The 21244-nt window shown below is 72.6% G+C and carries 17 protein-coding genes; 7 read left to right on the top strand and 10 right to left on the bottom strand.

Annotated features, from left to right (window positions below):
• Positions 1–550 precede the first annotated feature (550 nt).
• Both G7Z13_RS14410 and G7Z13_RS14405 read left to right on the top strand, forming a co-directional pair.
• Positions 551–1390 carry a protein phosphatase 2C domain-containing protein gene (locus G7Z13_RS14410; protein ID WP_240926215.1) on the top strand — a complete coding sequence of 280 codons (840 nt, stop codon included), beginning with the start codon at positions 551–553 and terminating at the stop codon, positions 1388–1390.
• Positions 1387–2334 carry a hypothetical protein gene (locus G7Z13_RS14405; protein WP_165999414.1) on the top strand — a complete coding sequence of 316 codons (948 nt, stop codon included), beginning with the start codon at positions 1387–1389 and terminating at the stop codon, positions 2332–2334. The genes G7Z13_RS14410 and G7Z13_RS14405 overlap by 4 nt, the downstream gene beginning before the upstream one ends.
• Positions 2335–2367: 33 nt before the next feature.
• Here the strand turns inward: G7Z13_RS14405 and G7Z13_RS14400 are convergent, their stop codons facing one another.
• On the bottom strand, positions 2368–3654 hold the full coding sequence (locus G7Z13_RS14400; protein WP_165999412.1) for an LCP family protein: 1287 nt from the start codon (positions 3652–3654) through the stop codon (positions 2368–2370).
• Between the two features lie 117 nt (positions 3655–3771).
• On the opposite strand from G7Z13_RS14400, the gene G7Z13_RS14395 reads away from it, so the two are divergent.
• Entirely contained in the window at positions 3772–4320 is a 549-nt protein-coding gene (locus tag G7Z13_RS14395) for an acyl-CoA thioesterase (protein WP_206313069.1), read from the top strand.
• Positions 4321–4354: 34 nt separating this feature from the next.
• On the opposite strand, the gene G7Z13_RS14390 is transcribed toward G7Z13_RS14395, so the two are convergent.
• Entirely contained in the window at positions 4355–5824 is a 1470-nt protein-coding gene (locus tag G7Z13_RS14390; protein ID WP_165999410.1) for an LCP family protein, read from the bottom strand.
• A gap of 129 nt (positions 5825–5953) precedes the next feature.
• Between G7Z13_RS14390 and G7Z13_RS14385 the strand changes: the two genes are divergently transcribed.
• A complete protein-coding gene (locus tag G7Z13_RS14385; protein ID WP_165999408.1) occupies positions 5954–6994 on the top strand; it encodes a glycosyltransferase family 2 protein in 1041 nt (346 codons plus the stop codon).
• 33 nt (positions 6995–7027) lie between these two features.
• Here G7Z13_RS14385 and G7Z13_RS14380 read toward each other — a convergent pair whose 3' ends face one another.
• The 4 genes from G7Z13_RS14380 to G7Z13_RS14365 form a co-directional block, all read right to left on the bottom strand.
• Positions 7028–8656, bottom strand: coding sequence for an LCP family protein (locus tag G7Z13_RS14380; RefSeq protein WP_165999406.1), 1629 nt, complete (start codon positions 8654–8656; stop codon positions 7028–7030).
• Between the two features lie 152 nt (positions 8657–8808).
• Positions 8809–10644, bottom strand: a complete 1836-nt coding sequence (locus tag G7Z13_RS14375) for an LCP family protein (protein ID WP_165999404.1) — start codon at positions 10642–10644, stop codon at positions 8809–8811.
• A 239-nt stretch (positions 10645–10883) separates the two neighbouring features.
• A complete protein-coding gene (locus G7Z13_RS14370) occupies positions 10884–12074 on the bottom strand; it encodes an LCP family protein (RefSeq protein WP_165999401.1) in 1191 nt (396 codons plus the stop codon).
• 184 nt (positions 12075–12258) lie between these two features.
• Entirely contained in the window at positions 12259–13017 is a 759-nt protein-coding gene (locus tag G7Z13_RS14365; protein ID WP_165999399.1) for a TIGR03089 family protein, read from the bottom strand.
• A 140-nt stretch (positions 13018–13157) separates the two neighbouring features.
• Between G7Z13_RS14365 and G7Z13_RS14360 the strand changes: the two genes are divergently transcribed.
• Both G7Z13_RS14360 and G7Z13_RS14355 read left to right on the top strand, forming a co-directional pair.
• Positions 13158–14669, top strand: a complete 1512-nt coding sequence (locus G7Z13_RS14360; protein ID WP_240926214.1) for a peptidoglycan recognition protein — start codon at positions 13158–13160, stop codon at positions 14667–14669.
• A 167-nt stretch (positions 14670–14836) separates the two neighbouring features.
• Complete coding sequence (locus tag G7Z13_RS14355; protein ID WP_165999397.1) at positions 14837–15919, top strand: NDP-sugar synthase; 1083 nt, start codon at positions 14837–14839, stop codon at positions 15917–15919.
• 123 nt (positions 15920–16042) lie between these two features.
• Here the strand turns inward: G7Z13_RS14355 and G7Z13_RS14350 are convergent, their stop codons facing one another.
• The 4 genes from G7Z13_RS14350 to G7Z13_RS14335 all read right to left on the bottom strand — a co-directional run bounded on the left by G7Z13_RS14350 (position 16043) and on the right by G7Z13_RS14335 (position 20128).
• Entirely contained in the window at positions 16043–17044 is a 1002-nt protein-coding gene (locus tag G7Z13_RS14350) for a DNA-3-methyladenine glycosylase 2 family protein (protein WP_165999394.1), read from the bottom strand.
• A 38-nt stretch (positions 17045–17082) separates the two neighbouring features.
• A complete protein-coding gene (locus G7Z13_RS14345) occupies positions 17083–18606 on the bottom strand; it encodes a coenzyme F420-0:L-glutamate ligase (protein WP_277347399.1) in 1524 nt (507 codons plus the stop codon).
• Complete coding sequence (gene cofD / locus G7Z13_RS14340; RefSeq protein WP_165999392.1) at positions 18603–19562, bottom strand: 2-phospho-L-lactate transferase; 960 nt, start codon at positions 19560–19562, stop codon at positions 18603–18605. The genes G7Z13_RS14345 and cofD overlap by 4 nt, the downstream gene beginning before the upstream one ends.
• A gap of 71 nt (positions 19563–19633) precedes the next feature.
• Positions 19634–20128: a cysteine dioxygenase family protein gene (locus G7Z13_RS14335; protein WP_165999390.1), complete on the bottom strand. Its 495-nt coding sequence runs from the start codon at positions 20126–20128 to the stop codon at positions 19634–19636.
• A gap of 700 nt (positions 20129–20828) precedes the next feature.
• Here G7Z13_RS14335 and G7Z13_RS14330 point away from each other — a divergent pair.
• Complete coding sequence (locus G7Z13_RS14330) at positions 20829–21092, top strand: WhiB family transcriptional regulator (RefSeq protein ID WP_003975777.1); 264 nt, start codon at positions 20829–20831, stop codon at positions 21090–21092.
• Positions 21093–21244: the final 152 nt, after the last annotated feature.

Below are 21244 nucleotides of genomic sequence, written 5' to 3'. Positions count from 1 at the left end.
CCTCGCGGAGGCCTGGCAGAGCGTGGACCAGATCGTCTCGGGCCACCGGACCCCAGCCGGGCCATCGGCACCCGGCCACTACGGCGAGGCTCCCGTGCCGCCCACGGCTCACGAGCCCGGAGCGACGCCGCCCGCCTCGGAGCCGTACGCCACGGGCGCCGCGCAGCATGAGCCCGCGCCCGTGGTACCACCGGTGGGACACGGTCCCGGTCCGGCGGTGACGGACGAGGAGAGCCACCGGGTGCCGCAGACAAGGCCCGGCGCGGTCTCGTCGCGGCGGGCGGATCTGTATGACAACGGGGCGGAAGAACCACGGCCGGCGCCGCCCGCTTCGGCGCCCACCGGACCCGTGGTCCCACCGGACCCCGCGGCCCCGGCGCTGGCACCCCCGGAAGACTCCCGCACCGCCCCCGCTGTCGTCACGCCCGACGCGCCGGACGCGCCGGACGCGGCTGGGCGCCACACGCCGGACAGGGACAGGGTGCCGGGGCTCGGCGATCCGTGGCACTCCGGCAACAAGCCGCCGCTGTATCCGGCGGAGCCACGCGCTGTGCCGAGCATCCGAACGGACCCGACCTCCGCGCTCGTGCCGGACATGGTGGTGGACGGCGCTGCCCATGAGGCACTGACGGTACGGGCGGCCTCGGTACGCGGCGACTCGCACCGCTACCACGCCGAGCCGCGCCAGGACTCCCTGGCCGTGACGCGCATCGGTGAGCCGGGCCCCGACGAGTTGCTGCTGCTCGCGGTTGCCGACGGTGTCGGCTCCGCCGCGCGCTCTCACGTCGGCTCCCAACAGGCCTGCCGACTCGCCGCGCTTTCGCTCGACATGGCCGCCGCAGACCTCGCAGGGGCGCTGCGGGAGGCCGATGCGGAACGGTTCGCCCGAACGGCGAACAGCGCGTTGCGCCGGGTCGCCACTCTGCTGGCGCACCAAGCCCAGGAGCGGGGCGACGATCCGGGCGCGTACGCCACCACGCTGCGGATCCTGCTCGCACCCCTGGACCCGACGGTGCGTGTCCGCGGCTTTCTCGCCGTCGGTGACGGTGGCACCGCCCTCCTCCGCGACGGCCGCTGGTACCTGGGCATCACGGACCCTGACCCTGACGGTGACGGGATGATCGACACCCGGACGGCGGCGCTGCCCCACAGTGATCGCGCCCAGGCGCAGCTCCTCGGCCCCGCGCAGCCCGGTGATGTGCTGGTGCTGTGCACCGACGGCCTCTCCACCCCGCTGGCCGGCGACCCCGGCATCCGTGAGTTCCTGGCCCGCGCGTGGGGGGCCGGTTCGGTGCCCGCTCCGGCGGACTTCCTGTGGCAGGTGCAGTACCGGGTGAAGTCGTACGACGACGACCGCACCGCCGTGGTGCTGTGGGAGTCCCGGTCATGACCGCCGATGAGGGTGTCGACGTCCCGCTCGCCGGCCTGAGTCTGGAGGACCGGATCGGGGACGGCGGCCAGGGCGAGGTGTTCGGCGTCGCGGGCCCGGGGCGACTCCTGTACAAGAGCTACCGGGAGCCTCACAAGGTCGACGGCGAGGTGCTCGCGGAGCTGGTCGCGCTGCGCCAGCAGCTTGCCGCCGCCGAACGTGACCGCCTGGACCGGGAGACGGCATGGCCGCTGTGCCGGGTCGTGGACGGTGGACGGGTGACGGGCTTCCTCATGCGCCGCGCCCCCGACTCCATGACCTGGCGCACGGGCCGCGGGGACACCCGGCTGATCGAGCTGTCGTACCTGCTCCGGGAGCCGAAGGCAGCCTGGCAGGCGGTGCCGCAGCCGTCTCCGGCCGAGCGCTATGCCCTGGTCGTAGCCGTGGTGGAACTCCTCGCTTGGATGCACTCCCTCGGGCTGGTCGTGGGTGACGTGTCCCAGGCGAACGTGCTGTGGACGGTCCGGCCCGGACCGGCCGTGCACCTGCTGGACTGCGACGGGGTGCGGATGGCTGGGCGGCCACCCGTCCTGGACCAGGCGGATACGCCCGACTGGCACGATCCGCTTGCGACACCGGGCACCGTGACGGTGGACAGCGACCGGTACAAGGCGGCCCTCGTCGTGGGACGGGTGCTCGGCCAGGACCCGTACCTGGCTCCCGGCAGTCCGCTGCCGCTCCTGCCGGGCGTTCTCGACGAGCGGCGGGAGAACGCGGTGCGGGCGCTGTGGCAGCAGGCGGCGGGACCGCAGGGGACCAGACCGCACCTCGGACAGTGGCGTACGGCGCTCGCGGGCCGGGAGACGATCAAGCTCATGGCCGCCTCGCCCGCCCCGCGACCGGCGGTGGACCGCTCGAAATTCGACGGGCCCCGACAGCGCGGACGCGTCAGCCTCCGGGAGTGATCCCGCGGCGCGGGCCCACGGGCCCGCGCCCGCTCAGTCGGCCGAGACGGTCACCTTCTCGTCGTTCTTCAGCTGCTCCATCAGCGGCTTGACCTTGGTCATGTCCCACTGGAGGTTGCCGTTCGGTGCGTTGCCCGCGAGTGGCATGTTCATGGACTTGCCGTCGCCGCCGCTGACGCCCTTCATCGCCCAGAACATGGACGCCAGGTCCCACAGGCCCATGTCCTTGTCGACGATCAGCGAGTCCAGGCCCGCGCCCATGGTCGGGTAGAGCCGGAACGGGTTGAGGACCGTGCCCGGGGTGGCCACCTGGCTCGCCAGGGCGTTGAGGAACTTCTGCTGGTTCTTGGTGCGGTCCAGGTCGGAGCCGGCCAGCGCGTACCGGGTGCGGACGAACGCGAGCGCCTCCTCGCCGTTCAGGGTCTGCCTGCCCTTCTCGAGGTTCGCGCCGGACTTGGTGTCCTTGATGTCCTGCGGGATGTCCATCTCCACGCCGCCGACCGCGTCGACGATGTTCGCGAAGCCGGCGAAGCCGATCTCCACGTAGTGGTCGATGTGCAGCCCGGTGTTGTACTCCACGGTGCGCACCAGCAGCGTCGGCCCGTCGATCGAGTACGCGGCGTTCAGCTTGTTCGCGCCCTTCGCGGGCAGCATCTTGCCGGACTCCGAGCCCTTGAACTCGGGGATCGTGACGTTCGAGTCACGCGGCAGCGAGATCAGCGTGGGGCCGTTGTCGCCGGTGTGCAGGATCATCATCGAGTCGGTGCGCTTGCCCTCGGCGGACCCGGTGTGCAGCTTCTTCTTCTGCTCGTCGGTCATGCCCTCGCGGCTGTCCGAACCGACGATCAGGTAGTTGGTGCCCTCGCCCTTCGCCGGCCGGTCGATCACCGTCGACAGGTCGACGTCGCGGTTGAGCTTGGAGTCGGCCCAGAAGTAGGTGCCGACGGTCGTGACGACCAGCACCGTGGCCAGCGTGATCGCGGTCACCTTGATCCGGCGGCGCCAGTCCGGCGCGGACGCCGGCCGCCGTCCTCCGCCCCCGCCCGGACCGCGGCCGCCGGGCGAGCCGTAGACCTGCCCGGTGTTGTACCCGCTGTCGTACCCGCCGGGATCGCCCTCACCGCCGTCGACGTACGACGACTGCCGGGGCACCCCCTGGCCGTACGGCGGTGCCGCCGGGCCCGAGGCGGGCGGTACCGCCGGGCCGCCGCGCCGCACCTGGCGCATCACACGGGCACCTTCCGGCTGCGCGCCGGCGCTCCCGCGTCCGTAGCGCGGGCCGCGGTTGTCGTCGGACCATCCCTCGGGCCAATCGTTCATGGGCCCCAGTGTGCCGGGCGCGGCTGTGTGCTCGACAGGGTCTGTGGAAAACAGGGGCCGGGCTGTTGCGAACCCGACACAAATTCCCGGCTGCCGCTTCGGCATAAGGTGGAGGCCATGACAGACCAGGCCAGCCCCACGGAGGCGGACATCCCGGGCAAGCCCACCTCGGCGTCCCGGACCACGCTCAGCCACATCATGACCCACAACGACACCAACCTGCTGGGTACGGTGCACGGCGGCGTGATCATGAAACTGGTGGACGACGCGGCGGGCGCCGTGGCCGGCCGGCACAGCGGCGGCCCCGCCGTGACCGCCTCCATGGACGAGATGGCGTTCCTCGAACCCGTCCGCGTCGGTGATCTGGTGCACGTCAAGGCCCAGGTCAACTGGACCGGCCGGACCTCCATGGAGGTCGGCGTCCGTGTCCTCGCCGAACGCTGGAACGAGTCCGCCCCGCCCACCCAGGTCGGCTCCGCCTACCTCGTCTTCGCCGCGGTCGACGCCGACGGCAAGCCCCGCCGGGTGCCCCCGGTCATCCCGGAGACCGAGCGCGACAAGCGCCGCTACCAGGAGGCCCAGATCCGCCGCACCCACCGCCTGGCCCGCCGCCGCGCGATCATGGAACTGCGCGAGAAGCGCGCCGCCGAGGGCTTCGAGGACTGAAGGGCGCCCCGGGTGGTCCGCCGGGGTCACCCGGTCAGGAGCAGCCGACCTCGTCGCCGCGTGCCACCGCCGGTGTCCCCGGCGGCCGCGGCTGCTCGGCGCGGACCTTGGTGACGCCCTTGTAGTCCGCGCCGACGATCACCTTCAGGGTGCCGCCCTGTCCCTTGACCGCGCGCAGCTCACTGCCGGGCAGCGCCGCGGCCAGCGACTTCGCCGAGCGGTCCCAGCGCGGGTCGTACGCCACGACCGTGCGCCACACCTCCCGGTGCGCCGCGTTCACCGGCAGCCGGGTGGTGCGGAAGCCGGTCGCCGCGAGGGCCGCGTCGGCGCGCCGGCCGAGACCGGCGATGTCCGTGCCGTTCTCCACCTGCACCCGGATCTGCTGCGGCGCCACGTCGACCACCCGGACCGGCGCCCCCTTCGGGCGGGCGGCGGTCAGCGGGCGGTCGTCGCGCAGCGCCTGGAAGATCCGGTCCGCCTTGGCCCGGTCCCACTTCAGGGTCGAGCCGACGCCCTTCACGGCGTACCCCATCCGCCTGATCGGGACGGTGGTGAACTCCGACGACGACGGCGAGAAGTCCCGCATCGCCCGGCCCAGGTCCAGCAGCTCGTCCGTGCCGAACCCCTGGTCCGCGCGGACCGACCCGAGCACCGCCCGCGTCACGTCCCGGAACTTCATCGGGTTCAGCATCACCCCGGATGACGTGGCGTGGCCGATGAGCGCGGCGAGGAAGCGCTGCTGGCGCTGCATCCGGCCGAGGTCGGAGGCGCCGTCGACGTGGCGGGCGCGGACGTACTGGAGCGCCCGGGCGCCCTTGAGGGTGTGCGTGCCGGCCGGCAGGTCGAGGCCCGAGTAGCGGTCCCTGAGCGGCCGGGCCGTGCAGATCTTCACGCCGCCGAGGACGTCCACCGTCTTCATGAAGCTGGTGAAGTCGACCTCCAGGTAATGGTCGATCTTCACCCTGGTCATGTGCTCGACCGTGCGCACGGTCAGCTGCGGCCCCCCTTCCGCGTACGCCGCGTTCAGCTTGACCGGGTGGCCGCCGTGCCGCTTGCCGGTGGTCCGGTCGGTGTGCGGCGGCAGCTCGGCATAGGAGTCGCGCGGCAGGCTCACCACACTCGCCCGCTCCCGGTCCTCCGAGATGTGCACGATCATCATCGTGTCCGTGCAGTGGCAGGACGTCCCGCCCAGCCGCAGCCGGTGCCGGTCCGCCGCGCCGATCTTGTCGCGGCCGTCCGTGCCGACCATCAGCACGTTCATGCCGTGGCCCGCGCGGGGCCGGTTCTTCATGTCGCGGAAGGCGTCGACCCGGGCGATGTCCGCCTCCAGGCTGGTGATCACCGCGTGGCCGATCCCGGCGGACGCCAGCACCACCACGGACAGGGTCGTCACCGCCCGCACGGCCCAGCGCGGCCGTTTCCTCCGGACAGGGGGACGCGGCGCGCGGCGCGGTTGCTGCGGGCGGCGCTCGGGCCGGCTCGGGGACCGAGGCGGTGCGGGCAAGGGAACACCTCCGGACGACGGCCGTACGTGGGAGCCGTGAGCACCGTAGGCCCATACGATCTGCGGCCCGGCGCAGCGTCACCGGCGGGGCGCACCGGTGTCCCCCGTTCGCGGTAACGTGAGGTCCCTATGAACGCGAAGCCCGACGTGCAGCTCCCCGCCGTGTCCGTGATCATGCCCGTCCTCAACGAGGAGCGGCATCTGCGCGGCGCCGTCCACGCGATCCTCGCCCAGGAGTACACCGGCGAGATGGAGGTCGTGATCGCCCTCGGTCCGTCCACGGACCGCACGGACGAGATCGCCGCCGAGCTGGTCCGCGAGGACCCGCGGGTGCACACCGTGCCGAACCCGACCGGCCGCACCCCCGCCGCCCTCAACGCCGCGATCAAGGCCTCCCGGCATCCGATCGTGGTCCGTGTCGACGGCCACGGCATGCTCTCGCCGAACTACATCGCCACCGCCGTGCGGCTGCTGGAGGAGACCGGCGCGCAGAACGTCGGCGGCATCATGCACGCCGAGGGCGAGAACGACTGGGAGAAGGCGGTCGCCGCCGCCATGACCTCGAAGATCGGCGTCGGCAACGCCGCCTTCCACACCGGCGGCCAGGCCGGCCCCGCCGAGACCGTCTACCTCGGTGTCTTCCGGCGCGAGGCGCTGGAGCAGCAGGGCGGCTACAACGAGGAGTTCATCCGCGCCCAGGACTGGGAGCTGAACTTCCGCATCCGTGAGGCGGGCGGCCTGATCTGGTTCTCGCCCGAGCTGAAGGTGTCGTACCGGCCCCGGCCGAGCGTGAAGGCGCTCGCCAAGCAGTACAAGGACTACGGCCGCTGGCGGCACGTCGTCGCCCGCTACCACTCCGGCTCGATCAACCTGCGCTACCTCGCCCCGCCGGCCGCGGTCTGCGCGATCGCCGCGGGACTGGTCGTCGGCGCGGCCGTCACCCCGTGGGGGTTCGTGATCCCCGGCGGCTACCTGGCGGCGATCGTCGCCGGGTCGGTCCCTGCGGGCAAGGGGCTGCCCCTCAAGGCCCGGCTCCAGATCCCCGTCGCCCTCGCCACCATGCACATGTCGTGGGGCTTCGGCTTCCTGACCAGCCCGAAGTCGCTGGCCAGGAAGGTCATCGCGGCGCGGCGGCCGGCGGTGCGGGCCTCCGACAGCACGGTCGGCTGAGCCCGCCCCCGAGGGGCCTGGCGGTGACCCGGACTACTTCCAGGTGTAGTTCGGGTTCACCTCCATGCACGCCGAGTCGTCGGAGGCGTTGAGGGCGTTCGCCGACTCCGGCGTCTTGTCCCGCTTCTTCGACGCCTCGTACGCCGTCCCCTCGCGCCAGTCCGCGCCGACGATCAGGGTGACGCCGGAGACGTCCGTGGACTTCTTCACCGCGCTCAGCGGGATGCCGAGGGCCTTGGCGACCCGCTGGGCGTCGCCCTCCAGGTCGGCGCTCGGGAAACGGATCACCGTCGTCTTCTGCGCGGGCAGCACCGAGGAGTCGGCCACGGCCTGGGTGAAGCCCTCGCCGGTCAGGATCCCGGCCACCGCACTGGCCCGGCCGGGTGCTGCCCCCAGGGTGTCCGTCCGGGTGCCGTTGCGGACCTGCACGGCGATCTCGCCGTCGGGCGCCGCCGGGTCCGCGGACTCCCTCTCCTTCTTCGGCTTCTTCTTGTCCTTGCCGTCGAGCGCGACGTCCTCGCGGATCATCCGGAACACCGTCTCGGCGTCCTCGGTGGGCTCCACCCGGTTGCCGACCAGCCGGTTCGGCATGGTCGTCATGGTGATGCGGTCGGTGGGGACCTTCTTCAGCTCGTTGGCCAGGTTGTACATCTTCTTGATGTCGCCCAGGCCCTCGTCGACGGTGACCGCGTCCGTCGCGGCCTCGGCGAGCTTGCGCAGCTTGTTCGGGTTGCTGAGGGTGGCGTTGGCGCGCAGCTCGCGGACCATCGCGTTCATGTACATGTGCTGGGCCTGGGCGCGGTAGAGGTCGGTGTTGTCACCGAAGCCGTACCGGGTGCGCAGCCACTGCAGGGCCTGCTCGCCCTTGACCTTGGTGGTGCCCTTCTCCAGTTTCAGCCCGGAGCCGCGGCCCTGGCTGTCGCGGGAGTGGATGTTGGCGTCCACACAGACCGGGACGCCGCCGATCGCGTCCGCCATCGACACCACACCGGCGAAGTCGATCATCATGAAGTGGTCGATGTGGATGCCGGTCAGCTCGGTCCAGGTCGCCACCGTGCAGCCGGGGCCGCCCCGGCCGAGGCTCTCGTTGGTGGGCCGCGGGGAGGTGCTCGCCGCGTAGACCTTCCCGTCCGGGGCGGTGCACTTGGGGAGGCGTACGAGGGTGTCGCGCGGCATGCTGACCACCGACATGTTGCTGCGGTCCGCCGACAGGTGCACGAGCATCTGGACGTCCGCCAGCGGTGTCCCGCCGAAGGTGTCGCGGGCGCCGCCGAGCTTCTGGTTCTCCTTGCTGTCGCGGGCGTCCGAGCCGATCAGCAGGATGTTCAGCGGGGTCTGGCCCGCCGCGTTGGGCGTGGGCGCGGCGACCTTGCTGTCGCCGAGGTTGAGCTTTTCCTTCTTGATGTTGCCGTTCAGGTGCTGGTAGTAGAGGTAGCCCGCTCCCGCGGTGCCGGTTATGAGCACCGCCAGCACGGTCGCCGACCAGCGCAGCATCCGGCGGCCGCGCCGGCGCTCGGTGCCGCGGCGGCCCCCGCGCCGCCGGCCACCGCCGCCACCGCCTCCGCCGTGCCTGCCGCGGCCGTCCGCCGGCTGCGCGCTCGCGGGTTCCCCGCCGTCCGGTTCACCGTCGCGCGAGGTCTCGTCCCGCGCCGTGAGGGACATCGTGTCCTCCACCGCGGGCACATCCCCCCGCACACCTGTCTGCGCCACTTCGCCTGCCCTCCCCGCCCTGCGCCTGACACGGGTCCGCCCCGCGTCAAGTCAGACGCGCGAGGGCCCCGTGGGGTTACCCCCCAATTTCGCCGCCCGCCGGGCTAGCTGGCGCACTGCACCTTGTCCGCGGTGGACTTGTCCACATCCGGCGCCTTCGTCGGAGGGGTGAGCGAGACCCCCGCGCCCTTGAAGTCCTTGCCCAGCGTCAGCGTCATCGTGGGCAGCCCCTGGGCGTTGGTCACGCTCTTGCCCGGCTTCATCGCCGACCCGGACAGGCCCATGATGTCGGCCAGCCGGCGGGCCTGGTCGGCCTGCTCGGGCGCGTACTCGAGCGTGGTCTTGCTCAGCACGGTGCCCGCGTTGCCCGCGTTCTCGGACTTGTCGACGCCCTGGTCGTTCTGCAGCCACAGCAGCGTCTCGGACGCGCTGCCGGCGGGGGCGCCGCCGTTGAGGATCCGCACCCGCACCTCGGACGGGGCGGACTTCTCGCCCTTGAGCCGGGCGGCGACCGCGGCCTTGTCCTTGGCCTTCTTCTCCTTGACGGCGGTGAAGGAGACGTCGTTCGCGATCGCGTCGAAGACCTCCCGGGCCCGCGTCGGATGCGGGACGACGGTGGCCTTGACGGTCTCGGCCGGGTTGTCCACCACCGGGACCGTGGTGAACGTCAGGTTCTTGACGTTCAGCTTGCCCAGCTCCATGCCGAGGTCCTTCAGCTTGCCGATGCTGTCCAGCTGCGAGTCGACGGTGAGGGCCTTGGTGCCCGCCTCCGCCAGCTTGATCATCTTCGACGGGTTGGTGAGCGTGTCGTTGGACTTCAGCTTGCGCATCAGCGCGCTCAGGAACTGCTGCTGGAGGTTGATCCGGCTCAGGTCGCCGCCGTTGCCCACGGAGTGCCGGGTGCGGACGAAGGCCAGCGCCTGCTCGCCCTCGATGACGTGCTTGCCCTTCGGCAGCCTGAGCTTGGAGTCCTTGTCGTTGATGTCCTTCGCCAGGCACACCTCGACGCCGCCGACCGCCGTGGTCAGCGTCTTGACCGCGTTGAAGTCGGCGACCATGAAGTTGTCCGCCTGGATCCCGGTCAGCTCGGTCACCGTGCGTACCGTGCAGCTCGGCGTACGGCCGCTCTGGCCGAGGCTGGTGTTGAAGCGCACGCCCTGCTCGCCGGGGATGACCTTCTGGCTGCCGTCCTCCTGCGTGGTCGGGCAGTCCGGGATGTCCACGATCAGGTCGCGCGGGATGCTCAGCGCGGTCGCGTTCGAGCGGTCCTTGGAGACGTGCAGCAGGATCGTGGTGTCGGCGTGTCCGGGGCTGCCGTGGTCGCCGTAGGCCTCGTTGCCCGCGCCGGTGCGCTTGTCCGTGCCGATCAGCAGGATGTTGATGGCCTTGTCCTTCGAGAAGCCACCGGTGCTCGCGCCGTCGTCCGGGACGGACTCGATGTTGCCGTTGAGGTGCTCCAGGTACAGGTACCCGGCACCGGCCCCGGCGACCAGCAGGAACGCCATGGTGCCGCCGGTCCACAGCAGGATCTTCCCGGCCCGCTTCTTCTTGACCGGGCGCCTGCCGCGCCGGCCCGCCTCCGGCTCGGGCGCGGCGCCGCGCGCCCGGCGCGGCCCGGAGACCTCACGGCTGCCGCTCCGGGCGCCGTCCCGTCCGTCGCGACCCGCGCGGGCGTCACGGCCGCCGCGGCCGTCCCGGCCCGCACGGCTGTCCCGGCCCGCGCGGGCGTCCCGCTCGCCGCCCGGGGCGGGGCGGGGCTCGCGGCGCTCACGGTCCGGGGCGGCGGTACCGCGGCCCCGGGCGGCCCGGCGCGGGCCGGGGACCGCCGACTGCGCTGCGGAAGGGGTCAGTCGCAGTTCGTATTCGCCGGTGTTCGGATTGAGTACCCACTGGTCTGCGGGGTCGATGTGCTCCGCCCGCCCACGGCCTTGCGCGTCCACGGTTGCCTGAATCCTCCGTCGGGGCCACGCGGCGCCTTCCCCCTCCGAGGCGCTCGGGTCTCGTACATACAGTGCGCGACCCCTGGACGGACTGGTGGCCATGGAGCCGGGTGCACCGGATCGCTCACACTATCCGCCCAGTTCAGCGTCAAGCGACGGCGGTGACAAATTCCACGTCCCTACAACTGGGCAATCCGGCGCATTTCCTTGAACGAGGGTTCGCCGTCTTGGTGCACGCTTTACCGGCAGTCGTCGTCGGCCGCCGTGTTCCCGCGGAAGGTCGGAGCCGGGGAGACGTCGGCCGCGGGCCCGCCGGAGGCGTTGGCGCGCGCGGCATCCGGCGTCACCTCCACGGGCCGGTCCGTGCGCAGCCGCTCGAACAGACGCTCCGCCTCCGGCTCCACGAGCTGGTCGCGGTTGGCGTTGTAGACGTACGACTCCCGTGGAACCGTCAGGAACTGCACACGGTCGGTGGGGATGTCGCGCAGCCCGCGGACAAGGTCGTACAGACCGCGCAGACTGGCCAGCGCCGGATCGGTGGTGAGGGCGGAGGTCGCCGCGTCGAGCACCGGATAGAGCTTCGCCGGGTTCAGCAGGACGTCGTTGCTGCGCACCTTGTTGACCAGGGCCGCCAGGAAGCGCTGCTGGCGGTCCATGCGGTCGGTGTCGCTGCCGTTGCCGAGGGACTTGCGGGCGCGGACGTACCCGAGGGCCTGTTCGCCGTTGAGGGTCACGGTTCCGGCGGGCAGGCGGAGTTTGGCCGCTTTGTCGTGAATGGGTTCCCTCAGGCAGATCCGCACCCCGTCGATGGCGTCGACCATCTTCGTGAACCCGGTGAAGTCGACGACGACGTGATGGTCGATGCGGATGCCGGTCAGCTGCTCCAGGGTGCGGATGGCGCAGGCCGAACCGCCGGTCTCGAAGGCGTAGTTGACCATCGCGAACATCGGCTCCCCGCGGGTGCCGTCCCGGCGCAGACATGCGGGGACGTCGACCATCAGGTCGCGCGGTATGGAGACGGCGGTGGCGCTGCGCCTGCCCGCGGACAGATGCAGCAGGATCATGGTGTCCGAGCGCTCGGTGCCCCGGTCCCGGCCGTAGCGGCCGTTGCCCGCGCCCGCACGCGAGTCCGAGCCGATGAGCAGGATGTTCCGCGCGTCCTTCACCAGCGAGGTCGGCCGCTCCTTGTCGTAGCGGGCGAGTTCGGCGGCCGCCGCCGCGTCGGGGGTGATGTTCCCGTCGAGCTTGGCGTAGAGGACCGAGGCGGTGCCCACGGCCACCGCCACCACGACGGTGACGCCCAGGGCCCCGACGCGTATCCAGCGCCTTCTGCGCCGGCGTATCAGCCCGTTACCGGAGGCCGACACCCCGAGGCCCGGCCCGAGGGCCCGCCCGGTGCACCCGGCCGGCGTGCCTGCGGTGTCGCTCACGGCTGTGTCCACCCCTCATGGCGTACGAGCGTGACGTCCTGCACTGCTCCTACGACGATGGCGCGGATGGGGTGGGCGTGAGGGGTGGGGGTGGGCTGAACGGGTGAAGGCGTCCAGCCCGCCCGGTGCGTCCGAAACGCCGGAAACGGCGGCCGGGCACGGGGACGCGGTTACCGCGATACGGCTACCGCGATACGGCGGTCACCCGCTCGCTCTCGATGCGCTGGGCCAGGGCCTCCTCGCCCAGCCGGTCCAGGTTCCGGCACAGCACCACGGAGCCCCCGGCCGCCAGCGGCGCGAACAGCCCGGCGCTCAGCCCCTCCCACGTGTCGTACGGCAGCGCGGACAGGATCCGCGAACCGGGGCCGGTCAGTCCCAGCCCGCGTGCGTCCGCCCGCGCCCGCTCCACGACCTCGGCCCCGGTGAACTCCGCCCCGGCCACGATCAGCGCGGGCGCCTCCGGGTCGACCGGCGCGTACGGCGTGAACCGGTCCCCGTGGCTCGGCACGTCGACGGCGTAGTCGGCGTACCCGGCGGGCGGAGCGGGGACGAACCGCCGCCCCAGCGGCGCCAGCGACAGCGCGTACCGTTCCCCGCCGCAGGCCAGTCCCGCGTCGAACCGGCCGGGTCCGGCCACGACGTGGTCCGCCCGCGCCGGATCGCCCTCCACGTCCGCGATCACCCCCACCGACGCGCACGCCAGCAGCCACACCGCCGTCTGCCAGTGCGCGGGCAGCAGCAGCGCGATCCGGTCCCCGGGTTCGGCGGACCACTCGTCCTGGAGGAGGTTCGCGGTCTTGGCCACCCAATTGGCGAAGGTGGCGACGGACAGTTCGACGCGCTCGCCGGTGGCGTCGTCGTAGAAGGTCACCAAGGGCCGCGCGGGGTCCGCGGCCAGCGCGGAACGCAGCAGGTCGGCAGGGGTGCGATCGGTGGCAGTCACCCGCGCAAGCGTACGCGGGCGCCCCGCCGCGGATCGAGCGGCGGCGCCACCGGTTCGGACGAACCACGCCCTCGCCGCCCATGAGAGAGCGTCAAGTCCCGGATGGACAGACTTGTATGACTATGTCCAGGATCGGGAGCATGCGTGGATTCCTTGCTTGCTCCATCGGCGTCACCTGTGCGGCCGCCCTCGCCCTCCCGCTGACCCAGCCCGCGGCACCGGCGACGGCGAGACCGGGTGCGACCGCGAGACCGGGTGCGGCCGGCGAGACCCAGTCGCCGGGGATCCCGGGCAGCACCCAGTCGCTGCCCCTCGTCCCGCTCACCACCGACCGCACCTTGGGCTCCGCCACCGTCCAGGGCCTGACCCGCCGTGACGTACGGCACTTCTCGATGGTCGGCGTCGTCTGGGACGACCCGGACGCCGAACTCCACGGCCGCGTCCAGGTCCGCACCCGCGCCGTCGGCACCGGCACCTGGTCCGGCTGGCAGGACGTCGAGACCCACAACGCCGACCACGCGGCCGACCCCGGCACCGAGGAGCGCGCCTCCGGCCGCGTCCGCGGGGCCACCGCGCCGCTGTGGGTGGGGGACTCGGACGGGGTGGAGGTGCGGGTGCGGGCGCTGCCGCAGGAGGCCGCGCCCGCGCCGGCGGCAGGGCAGGACCAGGACCAGGACCAGGAACAGGAACAGGACCAAGGGCAGGAGCAGGGGCAGGGGGTGGCGGGGGAGGAGCCGGCGTACGACACGTCGTCATCGCGGGACGGTGACCGCGGGCTGACCTCCCTGGCCGCCCTCCCCGCCGGTCTGCGTCTCGAACTCGTCGACCCGGGCGGCGCCGACGACGCCACCGCCCAGGGCGCCCCCGCCGCGTCTTCCCGGCTCGGCACGCTCACCCCGGAGACCATCGCCGCCTCCGAGGTCAACGCCGCCCTCGCGCCCATCGGCGCCACCGACATCCCGGCGCTCGACCGGGAGGCCACCGAACGGGAGCTGGCGGTGCTGGGCGCCGCGCAACTGACGGCGGGACAGCGGGCCAAGCCGAAGATCGGCCCGCGCCCGGCCATCGTCACCCGGCGCGGCTGGGGCGCGGACGAGTCGCTGCGCGAGAAGACGTTCATCTACACCAAGAAGGTGAAGGCCGCCTTCGTGCACCACTCCGCCACCGGCAACGGCTACAGCTGCTCCCAGGCACCCTCCGTCATTCGCGGTATCTACCGCTACCACGTGAAGAGCATGGGCTGGCGGGACATCGGCTACAACTTCGTCGTCGACAAGTGCGGAAAGATCTACGAGGGCCGGGCGGGGGGTGTGGCGAAGCCGGTCATGGGCGCGCACACTCTCGGTTTCAACAGCAACAGCATGGGGATCGCCGTGCTCGGCACGTTCGGCTCGGCGGGGCCCACCAAGGCCACGGTGAAGGCACTGGGCCGGCTGACGGCGTGGAAGCTGGGTCTGCACGGGGGCAATCCGCGCGGCAAGACATATCTGAAGTCCGGCGGTGGCAATCTCTACGCAAAAGGTAAGAACGTACGACTGAATGTAATCTCCGGGCACCGCGACGGGTTTCCCACGGCATGCCCGGGGCGGAAGCTCTACGGCAAGCTCGGCTCGGTCCGCGGCTACGCGGCCTACTACCAAGGACGCGGATAGCCGCCGGCGGGGTGACGGCGCGGCGGGGTGACGATGCGCCAGGGGGCGGGGGGAATGAGGACACTGCGCGACGCCGCACGCCGTCGGAGCTGCCGGACGACGGTCTGCATACACTGGCCGGCCGAAAGACAGTTCGGCCGGTCCCGGCAGGAAGCAGAGACGACAAGGTGACAGAAGCGATCCTCCTGGTCGGCGGCAAGGGCACCCGGCTGCGCCCGCTCACGGTGCACACGCCCAAGCCCATGGTCAGGGCGGCGGGGGTGCCGTTCCTCACGCACCAGCTGGCGCGGGCGAGGGCGGCGGGGGTCGAGCACATCGTGCTCGCCACGTCCTATCTGGCGGAGGTTTTCGAGCCGTACTTCGGTGACGGCTCGTCGCTGGGGCTGCACATCGAGTACGTCACGGAGGAGGAACCGCTCGGCACGGGCGGCGCGATCCGCAACGTGGCGTCACGGCTGCACTCGGGGCCGGACGATCCCGTCCTGGTCTTCAACGGCGACATCCTGACGGGACTGGACATCCGGGCGCTGGTCCGCACGCACGAGACGTCGGGCGCGGATGTCTCGCTGCACCTGACGAAGGTGACCGATCCGCGGGCGTACGGGCTCGTACCGACGGACGAGACGGGGCGGGTGCAGGCGTTCCTGGAGAAGCCGCAGACGCCGGAGGAGATCGTCACCGACCAGATCAACGCGGGGGCGTACGTCTTCCGCCGCTCGGTGATCGACACGATCCCGCAGGGGCGGCCGGTGTCGGTGGAACGCGAGACGTTCCCTGGTCTGCTGTCCGCCGGCGCGCATCTGCAGGGGATGGTCGACTCCACGTACTGGCTCGACCTCGGGACCCCCGCGGCGTTCGTGCGCGGCTCGGCGGACCTCGTCCTCGGGCGCGCGCCGTCCCCGGCGGTGCCCGGGCGGTGCGGGGACCGGCTGATCCTGCCGACGGCGCGCGTCGCGCCGGACGCGAAGCTCGCGGGCGGCACGGTGGTGGGCGAGGGGGCGTTCGTCGCGGAGGGGGCGCGGGTCTTCGGCTCGACGATCCTGCCCGGCGCCGTCATCGAACCCGGTGCCGTCATCACCGACTCCCTCATCGGCACCCGCGCCCGCGTCGGTGAGCGGTCCGTCCTCAGCGGCACCGTCATCGGTGACGGCGCGGTCATCGGGGCCGACAACGAGCTGCGTGAGGGGATGCGGGTGTGGTGCGACGCCCGGATTCCGGCGGGGGCGGTGCGGTTCTCGTCCGATCAGTAGGGGAGCCGGTGGGGGCCGGTCCGGTGGGGGCCGGTCGGCGTCGGCAGGGGCTGGTGAGGGCCGGTGGGCGTCGGCAGGGGCTGGTGAGGGCCGACGGCCGGCCGTGCTCGGGCGCGGCCCGGGCTACAGCCGTCCGATGTCCCACACCGGCATCTTCGGCTTCCGCCGCGGCGGGACCCTGCCGCTGAGGAGGATGAGGCGGGCGGCCCGGTGCCGCTGGCCCGCGTAGGGCTCCAGCAGGCGCAGCATCTCCGTGTCGTCCGCGTCCCGGTCCCCGGCCAGGGCCCAGCCGACGATGCCGGGCAGATGGACGTCCCCGACGGTCACCTCGTCCGCCGCGCCGTGGCTGCGCTGCACGGTCTCCGCGGAGGTCCACGGCCCGATGCCGGGTACGACCTCCAGCCGGGCCCGCGCGGCCACCGGGTCCATGCGCACGGCCTCCTCCAGCCGGGCCGCGACCCGTACGGCCCGCAGGACGGTCGAGGCGCGCTTGTCGTCGACCCCGGCCCGGTGCCACTCCCAGGACGGGATCAGTGCCCAGGTCCGGGGCTCGGGCATCACGGCCATGCCGTCGGGCGCGGGGCCGGGCGCGGGATCGCCGAACCGCCGGACGAGCAGCCGCCAGGCCCGGTACGCCTCGTCGGTGGTGACCTTCTGCTCCAGGATGGAGGGGATCAGGGACTCCATCACGAGCCCGGTGCGCGTCAGCCGCAGGCCGGGCCGCCGGTGGCGGGTGTGGGCCAGCAGCCGGTGGCGGGGGGTGAACGCCGACGGATCGTCCGCGGCGCCGAGCAGGTCGGGCAGGCGGTCGAGCAGCCAGTGCGCCCCCGGCCCCCACGCCTCACCGCGTACCGCCGTGCCGTGCGCGGTGACCCGGAGGGTGCCGGGGCCGTCGGGCGTCCGGCTGGTCCGCCAGACGGAACCGTCCGGTGTGGTCCGGAACGTGGGGTCACCGGGGCCGCGCCGCAGCGGCCCGAGGACCAGGCCGAGGTCCAGGGGGCCGTCCGGTTCGTGGATCCGGACGTGGCCGGGACCGGCCGGCGCACGGACGCCGCCCCGGGGCACCGGGACATGCCCGCCGCGCACGGTGGTGCGCGTGGGCCGGGGGGCGAAGCGTCCTGCCACGGGTGGTCCTTACGTGAGGCGACTCTACGAGCGTACGGTCACCGCACCTCGATGAACGCCGCCGCGTCCCGCGCGGGGCGCGGTCCCGGTTCCTGCGCGGGGTGGCCGACGGCCACGGCGCCCATCGGGTCCCAGCCGGCGGGGAGCCGCAGTACGTCACGGACGACGTCCCGGCAGAACATCGTGGACGACACCCACGCCGAGCCGAGCCGCTCCCCGGCCAGCGCGACGAGGAAGTTCTGCACGCCCGCGCCGGCGGCGACGACGAACATCTCCCGTTCCGCCCCGTCGCGCCGCGCGTCCCCGTAGGTGTGCGAGCCGTCCATGACGAGGCACGGCACGACGAGATACGGCGCGTTGCGCAGCACGTCGCCGCGCCGCACCCGCTTGGCGATGGACTCCTCGCTCCGGCCGTCCCGGCGCAGGTCCGCGATCCACGCCTCGCGCATCGCGTCGAGCAGCCGGGTGCGGGACTCCGGCGACTCCAGCAGGACGAACCGCCAGGGGGTGGTGTGGTGCGGCGCGGGCGCCGTCACCGCGGCGGCCACCGCGCGGCGCACCGCGCCGGGGTCGACGGGCTGGTCCGTGAACGAGCGGACGGTACGCCGCTGGGTGACCGCCTCGCGGATCGCCTCCGAGGTCCCGAGGCGGAACATGTCGCTCTGCGCGCCGCGCACCAGGGCCCGGGCGCCCTCGTCGTCGTCCTCGGGCCCGGTCACCACGTGCGGCAGGCCGCGCACCACCGCGACCGGCCGCCCGGCCGCCTTGCCCTTGACCAGGTCGCCGGCGGCGGCCAGCTCGTCGGCGGTGGCGACGACGGTGGCGCTGAGCGGATTGCCGTACACGTCCGTGCCGCCGCGCAGATCGTCCAGCACCCGCACGCCCGCCGCCCCGATCGCGACGTCGGTGAGCCCGGAGCGCCACGGCCGCCCGAACGTGTCGGTGACCACGACGCCGACGGTGACGCCGAGGGCCTGGCGCAGCCCGGCGCGGATCGCGCGCGCGGAGGCGTCCGGGTCCTCGGGCAGCAGCAGGACCGTGCCCGCGGGGGTGTTCGAGGCGTCGACGCCGGCGGCGGCCATCACCAGGCCCTGCCGGTTCTCCACGATGCGCAGCGTGCCGCGGCGGGCCACCACGCGGACGGTCTCCGCGTCGATCGCGGCCTCGCGGTCGGCCGCCTCGACGATCCGTCCCTCGGCCTTGGACACGATCTTGGAGGTGACCAGGACGACGTCCCCGTCGGCCAGTCCCGGTTCGGCCGCCGCGATCAGTTTGGCGATGTCGTCGCCGGGGGCGACCTCGGGAATCCCGGGCACGGCCCAGACCCGGTAGGCCGGGGCGACGGCGGAAGGGGTGCCGGGAGCAGCGGCGGGAGCCGAGCCGGGAGTGGCGCCGGGAGCGGTGGTGTGAGCGGTGCCGGTCTGAGTGGCGGAACCGGTGCCGGGAGTGGCGCCGGGAGCCGTGTCGGCAGTGGCGGCGGAAACGGCGCCGGGCCGGGTGGCGGAAGCGGCGTGCGGCGCGGCGTGGGGCGCGGCGGGGCCGTCGGTGGGCTCGGTGGTCACGCCCCCCGCACCTCCTCCGCCAGCGCCAGCGCCTCGCGGGCCATCCGCGCGGTCGCCTCGACGTCGGTCATCATCAGCGGGACCGCCCTGCAGCGGATCCCGGCGGCCTCCACGCGCGCGACACAGTCCGCGTCGACGGTGTCGACCAGCCAGCCGTCGAGCAGCCCGGAGCCGTAGTGCTCGGCGACCGCGGCGGCCGTGGACTCCACGCCGACCGCGGCCAGCACCTTGTCGGCCATGCCGCGCACCGGCGCGTCCCCGACGATGGGGGACAGGCCCACCACCGGCACCCCGGCGTCCGCGATCGCCTCACGGATGCCGGGCACGGCGAGGATGGTGCCGACCGACACGACGGGGTTGGACGGCGGGAAGAGGATGACGTCGGCCTCGCCGATCGCCTCCAGCACGCCGGGCGCCGGCTTCGCCTGCTCGGCACCGACGGGCACGATCGCCTCGGCGGGGACCGAGGCGCGCAGCCGCACCCAGTACTCCTGGAAGTGGATCGCCTTGCGCTCGCCGTCCAGCTCGACGGCGACGTGGGTCTCCACGCGGTCGTCGGTCATGGGGATGAGACGCACACCGGGCTGCCAGCGGTCGCACAGCGCCTGCGTCACCGCGCTGAGCGGATAGCCGGCGCCGATCATCTGGGTCCGCACGATGTGGGTGGCGAAGTCCCGGTCGCCCAGCCCGAACCACTCGGGCCCGACGCCGTACGCCGCCAGCTCCTCTTTCAGATGGAAGGTCTCGTCGGCCCTGCCCCAGCCCTGCTCCTCGTTGATACCGCCGCCGAGCGTGTACATCACCGTGTCGAGGTCCGGGCAGACCTTCAGCCCGAAGAGGTGGATGTCGTCCCCGGTGTTGCCGATGACGGTGATGTCCGCTTCCGGCACGGCCCGCTTCAGACCGCGCAGGAACCGGGCACCGCCGATACCGCCTGCCAGAACCACAATGCGCATGGGGCAAGTCTGTCAGGCGGGTCCGACAACGCGTCGGCGAGCCGGGGGAGGGCGGGCCGTGACCGGCGGGATCAGGCCACCGGGGCGGACACCGCGCAGCCGGCCGTGTCGTGCATCGGCATCTCCGTGAGGCCGGGGTGGTAGACGTGCAGGCTGACGGCGGGCTCCAGGGCGTCGTTGACGACCTCGTGGACGTACCCGGGCGCGAACACCCGCTGCGCCCCGGCCGCCAGGACCCGCTTGCCGCCCGGCGTGCGCTCGGTCAGCGTGCCGTCCAGCACGGTCAGCACCCCGGAGGACGGACCGTGGTCGTGCAGCCCGCTGCGCTGGCCGGGCACCCAGGACAGCAGCCAGACCTCGTAGCCGGGCCCGGTGCGCAGCCGGTGGTACCAGCGGGCGGTGGCGTCGTAGCGCACCAGGGGTTCCCACTGGGCGCGGTCGGCGGCGATGGAGCGGGCCAGGCCGACGAACTCGGCGACGGTGGCCGGGTGCTCGCGCCGGGCCTGGAGCAGGTGCGGTACTTCGAGGATGTCGCCGGCGATCTGGAGGTCGCTGTCGCTGTTCATGGGTGCGGTGGTTCCTTGGCGGAAGGCGAACGGAAGGGCGAACGGAAGGGCGAACAGAGAGCCCCGTGGGCGGGGGCGGAAACGCGGCGGCCCGGACCGGGGTAAACGGCCGGGCCGGAGGCTGGAGCGAGGGAAAGGCTCAACAGCCGGGACAGCAACAGCTACAGCGAGCCAGGGCAGCACCGAGGGACCCGGCGGTGCGGGTCGGGGTGGATGCCGAGTTCGCGAGCATGTCCACAAGCACAGCGGTTCACACCTGCACTGTCAACTCGATGCCCGCAATGTGGGACCTGCTTCACCTCTTCCGGCTGATCTGTCAGGTGAAAGGTTTGTGCACGCGCCCTTCGGGACACATGGCGCACAACCGGGCGCGCAAGCGCCGTTGCGATCCCGTGATCCGACTGTGATCCGGTTCGCTTCGGCGGGCGTGTCGGAACGGGATCGAACGCGCGGGCGTCTTTCTCCGTACAGGACCGTGCGGGGGCGGACGACCCTCCCGGGCCCTTCCCTGTGTCAAGGTTTATGCCGATTTGAACACTTTCCGCATGGCCTTGGTTCCGCAGAGTGAATAAGGGGCTCAATAGCAGATCTCGGCTTGACTCGCCCGGAGCAGCACACTTGTAATTTCACTCGTGTCGTTCAGCCGAGATCGGTAACGGCTAGATCACGGGGACGCGGAAAGAACAGACGAGGGGCGCACATGACCGAGCTGGTGCAGCAACTGCTGGTCGACGACGCGGACGAGGAACTCGGCTGGCAGGAGCGCGCGCTGTGCGCCCAGACCGACCCCGAGTCCTTCTTTCCCGAGAAGGGCGGATCCACCCGCGAGGCGAAGAAGGTCTGCCTCGCGTGCGAGGTCCGCTCCGAATGCCTCGAGTACGCCCTCGCCAACGACGAGCGGTTCGGGATCTGGGGCGGGCTGTCCGAGCGCGAGCGCCGCCGCCTGAAGAAGGCCGCCGTCTGACCTCACGGCCCCCGCGGCCCCCACGGTCCCGCACCCCCGGCGGACAGAAGGTGCGAACGGCCCGTCGCAGGTGGGTTGTCCACAGGCGGCGGGCCGTCGTCATGCCCAGCCGATAGTGTGGTCGCTCGTCCGAGACGCCCCGCTGCCCCCTC

Origin of the sequence: Streptomyces sp. JB150 (genome assembly GCF_011193355.1) — a bacterium.
GTDB lineage: Bacteria > Actinomycetota > Actinomycetes > Streptomycetales > Streptomycetaceae > Streptomyces.
Note: the sequence above shows the minus strand (reverse complement) of the source record. Positions and strands in the feature narration are given on the sequence as shown.

What these genes read in the sequence shown, in the direction of transcription:
- G7Z13_RS14405 (WP_165999414.1), top strand. Translation starts at nt 1,387, where the DNA reads ATGACCGCCGATGAGGGTGTCGACGTCCCGCTCGCCGGCCTGAGTCTG.
- G7Z13_RS14330 (WP_003975777.1), top strand. Translation starts at nt 20,829, where the DNA reads ATGACCGAGCTGGTGCAGCAACTGCTGGTCGACGACGCGGACGAGGAA.
- G7Z13_RS14380 (WP_165999406.1), bottom strand. Translation starts at nt 8,656, where the DNA reads ATGTCCCTCACGGCGCGGGACGAGACCTCGCGCGACGGTGAACCGGAC.
- G7Z13_RS14400 (WP_165999412.1), bottom strand. Translation starts at nt 3,654, where the DNA reads ATGAACGATTGGCCCGAGGGATGGTCCGACGACAACCGCGGCCCGCGC.
- G7Z13_RS14385 (WP_165999408.1), top strand. Translation starts at nt 5,954, where the DNA reads ATGAACGCGAAGCCCGACGTGCAGCTCCCCGCCGTGTCCGTGATCATG.
- cofD (WP_165999392.1), bottom strand. Translation starts at nt 19,562, where the DNA reads ATGCGCATTGTGGTTCTGGCAGGCGGTATCGGCGGTGCCCGGTTCCTG.
- G7Z13_RS14360 (WP_240926214.1), top strand. Translation starts at nt 13,158, where the DNA reads ATGCGTGGATTCCTTGCTTGCTCCATCGGCGTCACCTGTGCGGCCGCC.
- G7Z13_RS14395 (WP_206313069.1), top strand. Translation starts at nt 3,772, where the DNA reads ATGACAGACCAGGCCAGCCCCACGGAGGCGGACATCCCGGGCAAGCCC.
- G7Z13_RS14335 (WP_165999390.1), bottom strand. Translation starts at nt 20,128, where the DNA reads ATGAACAGCGACAGCGACCTCCAGATCGCCGGCGACATCCTCGAAGTA.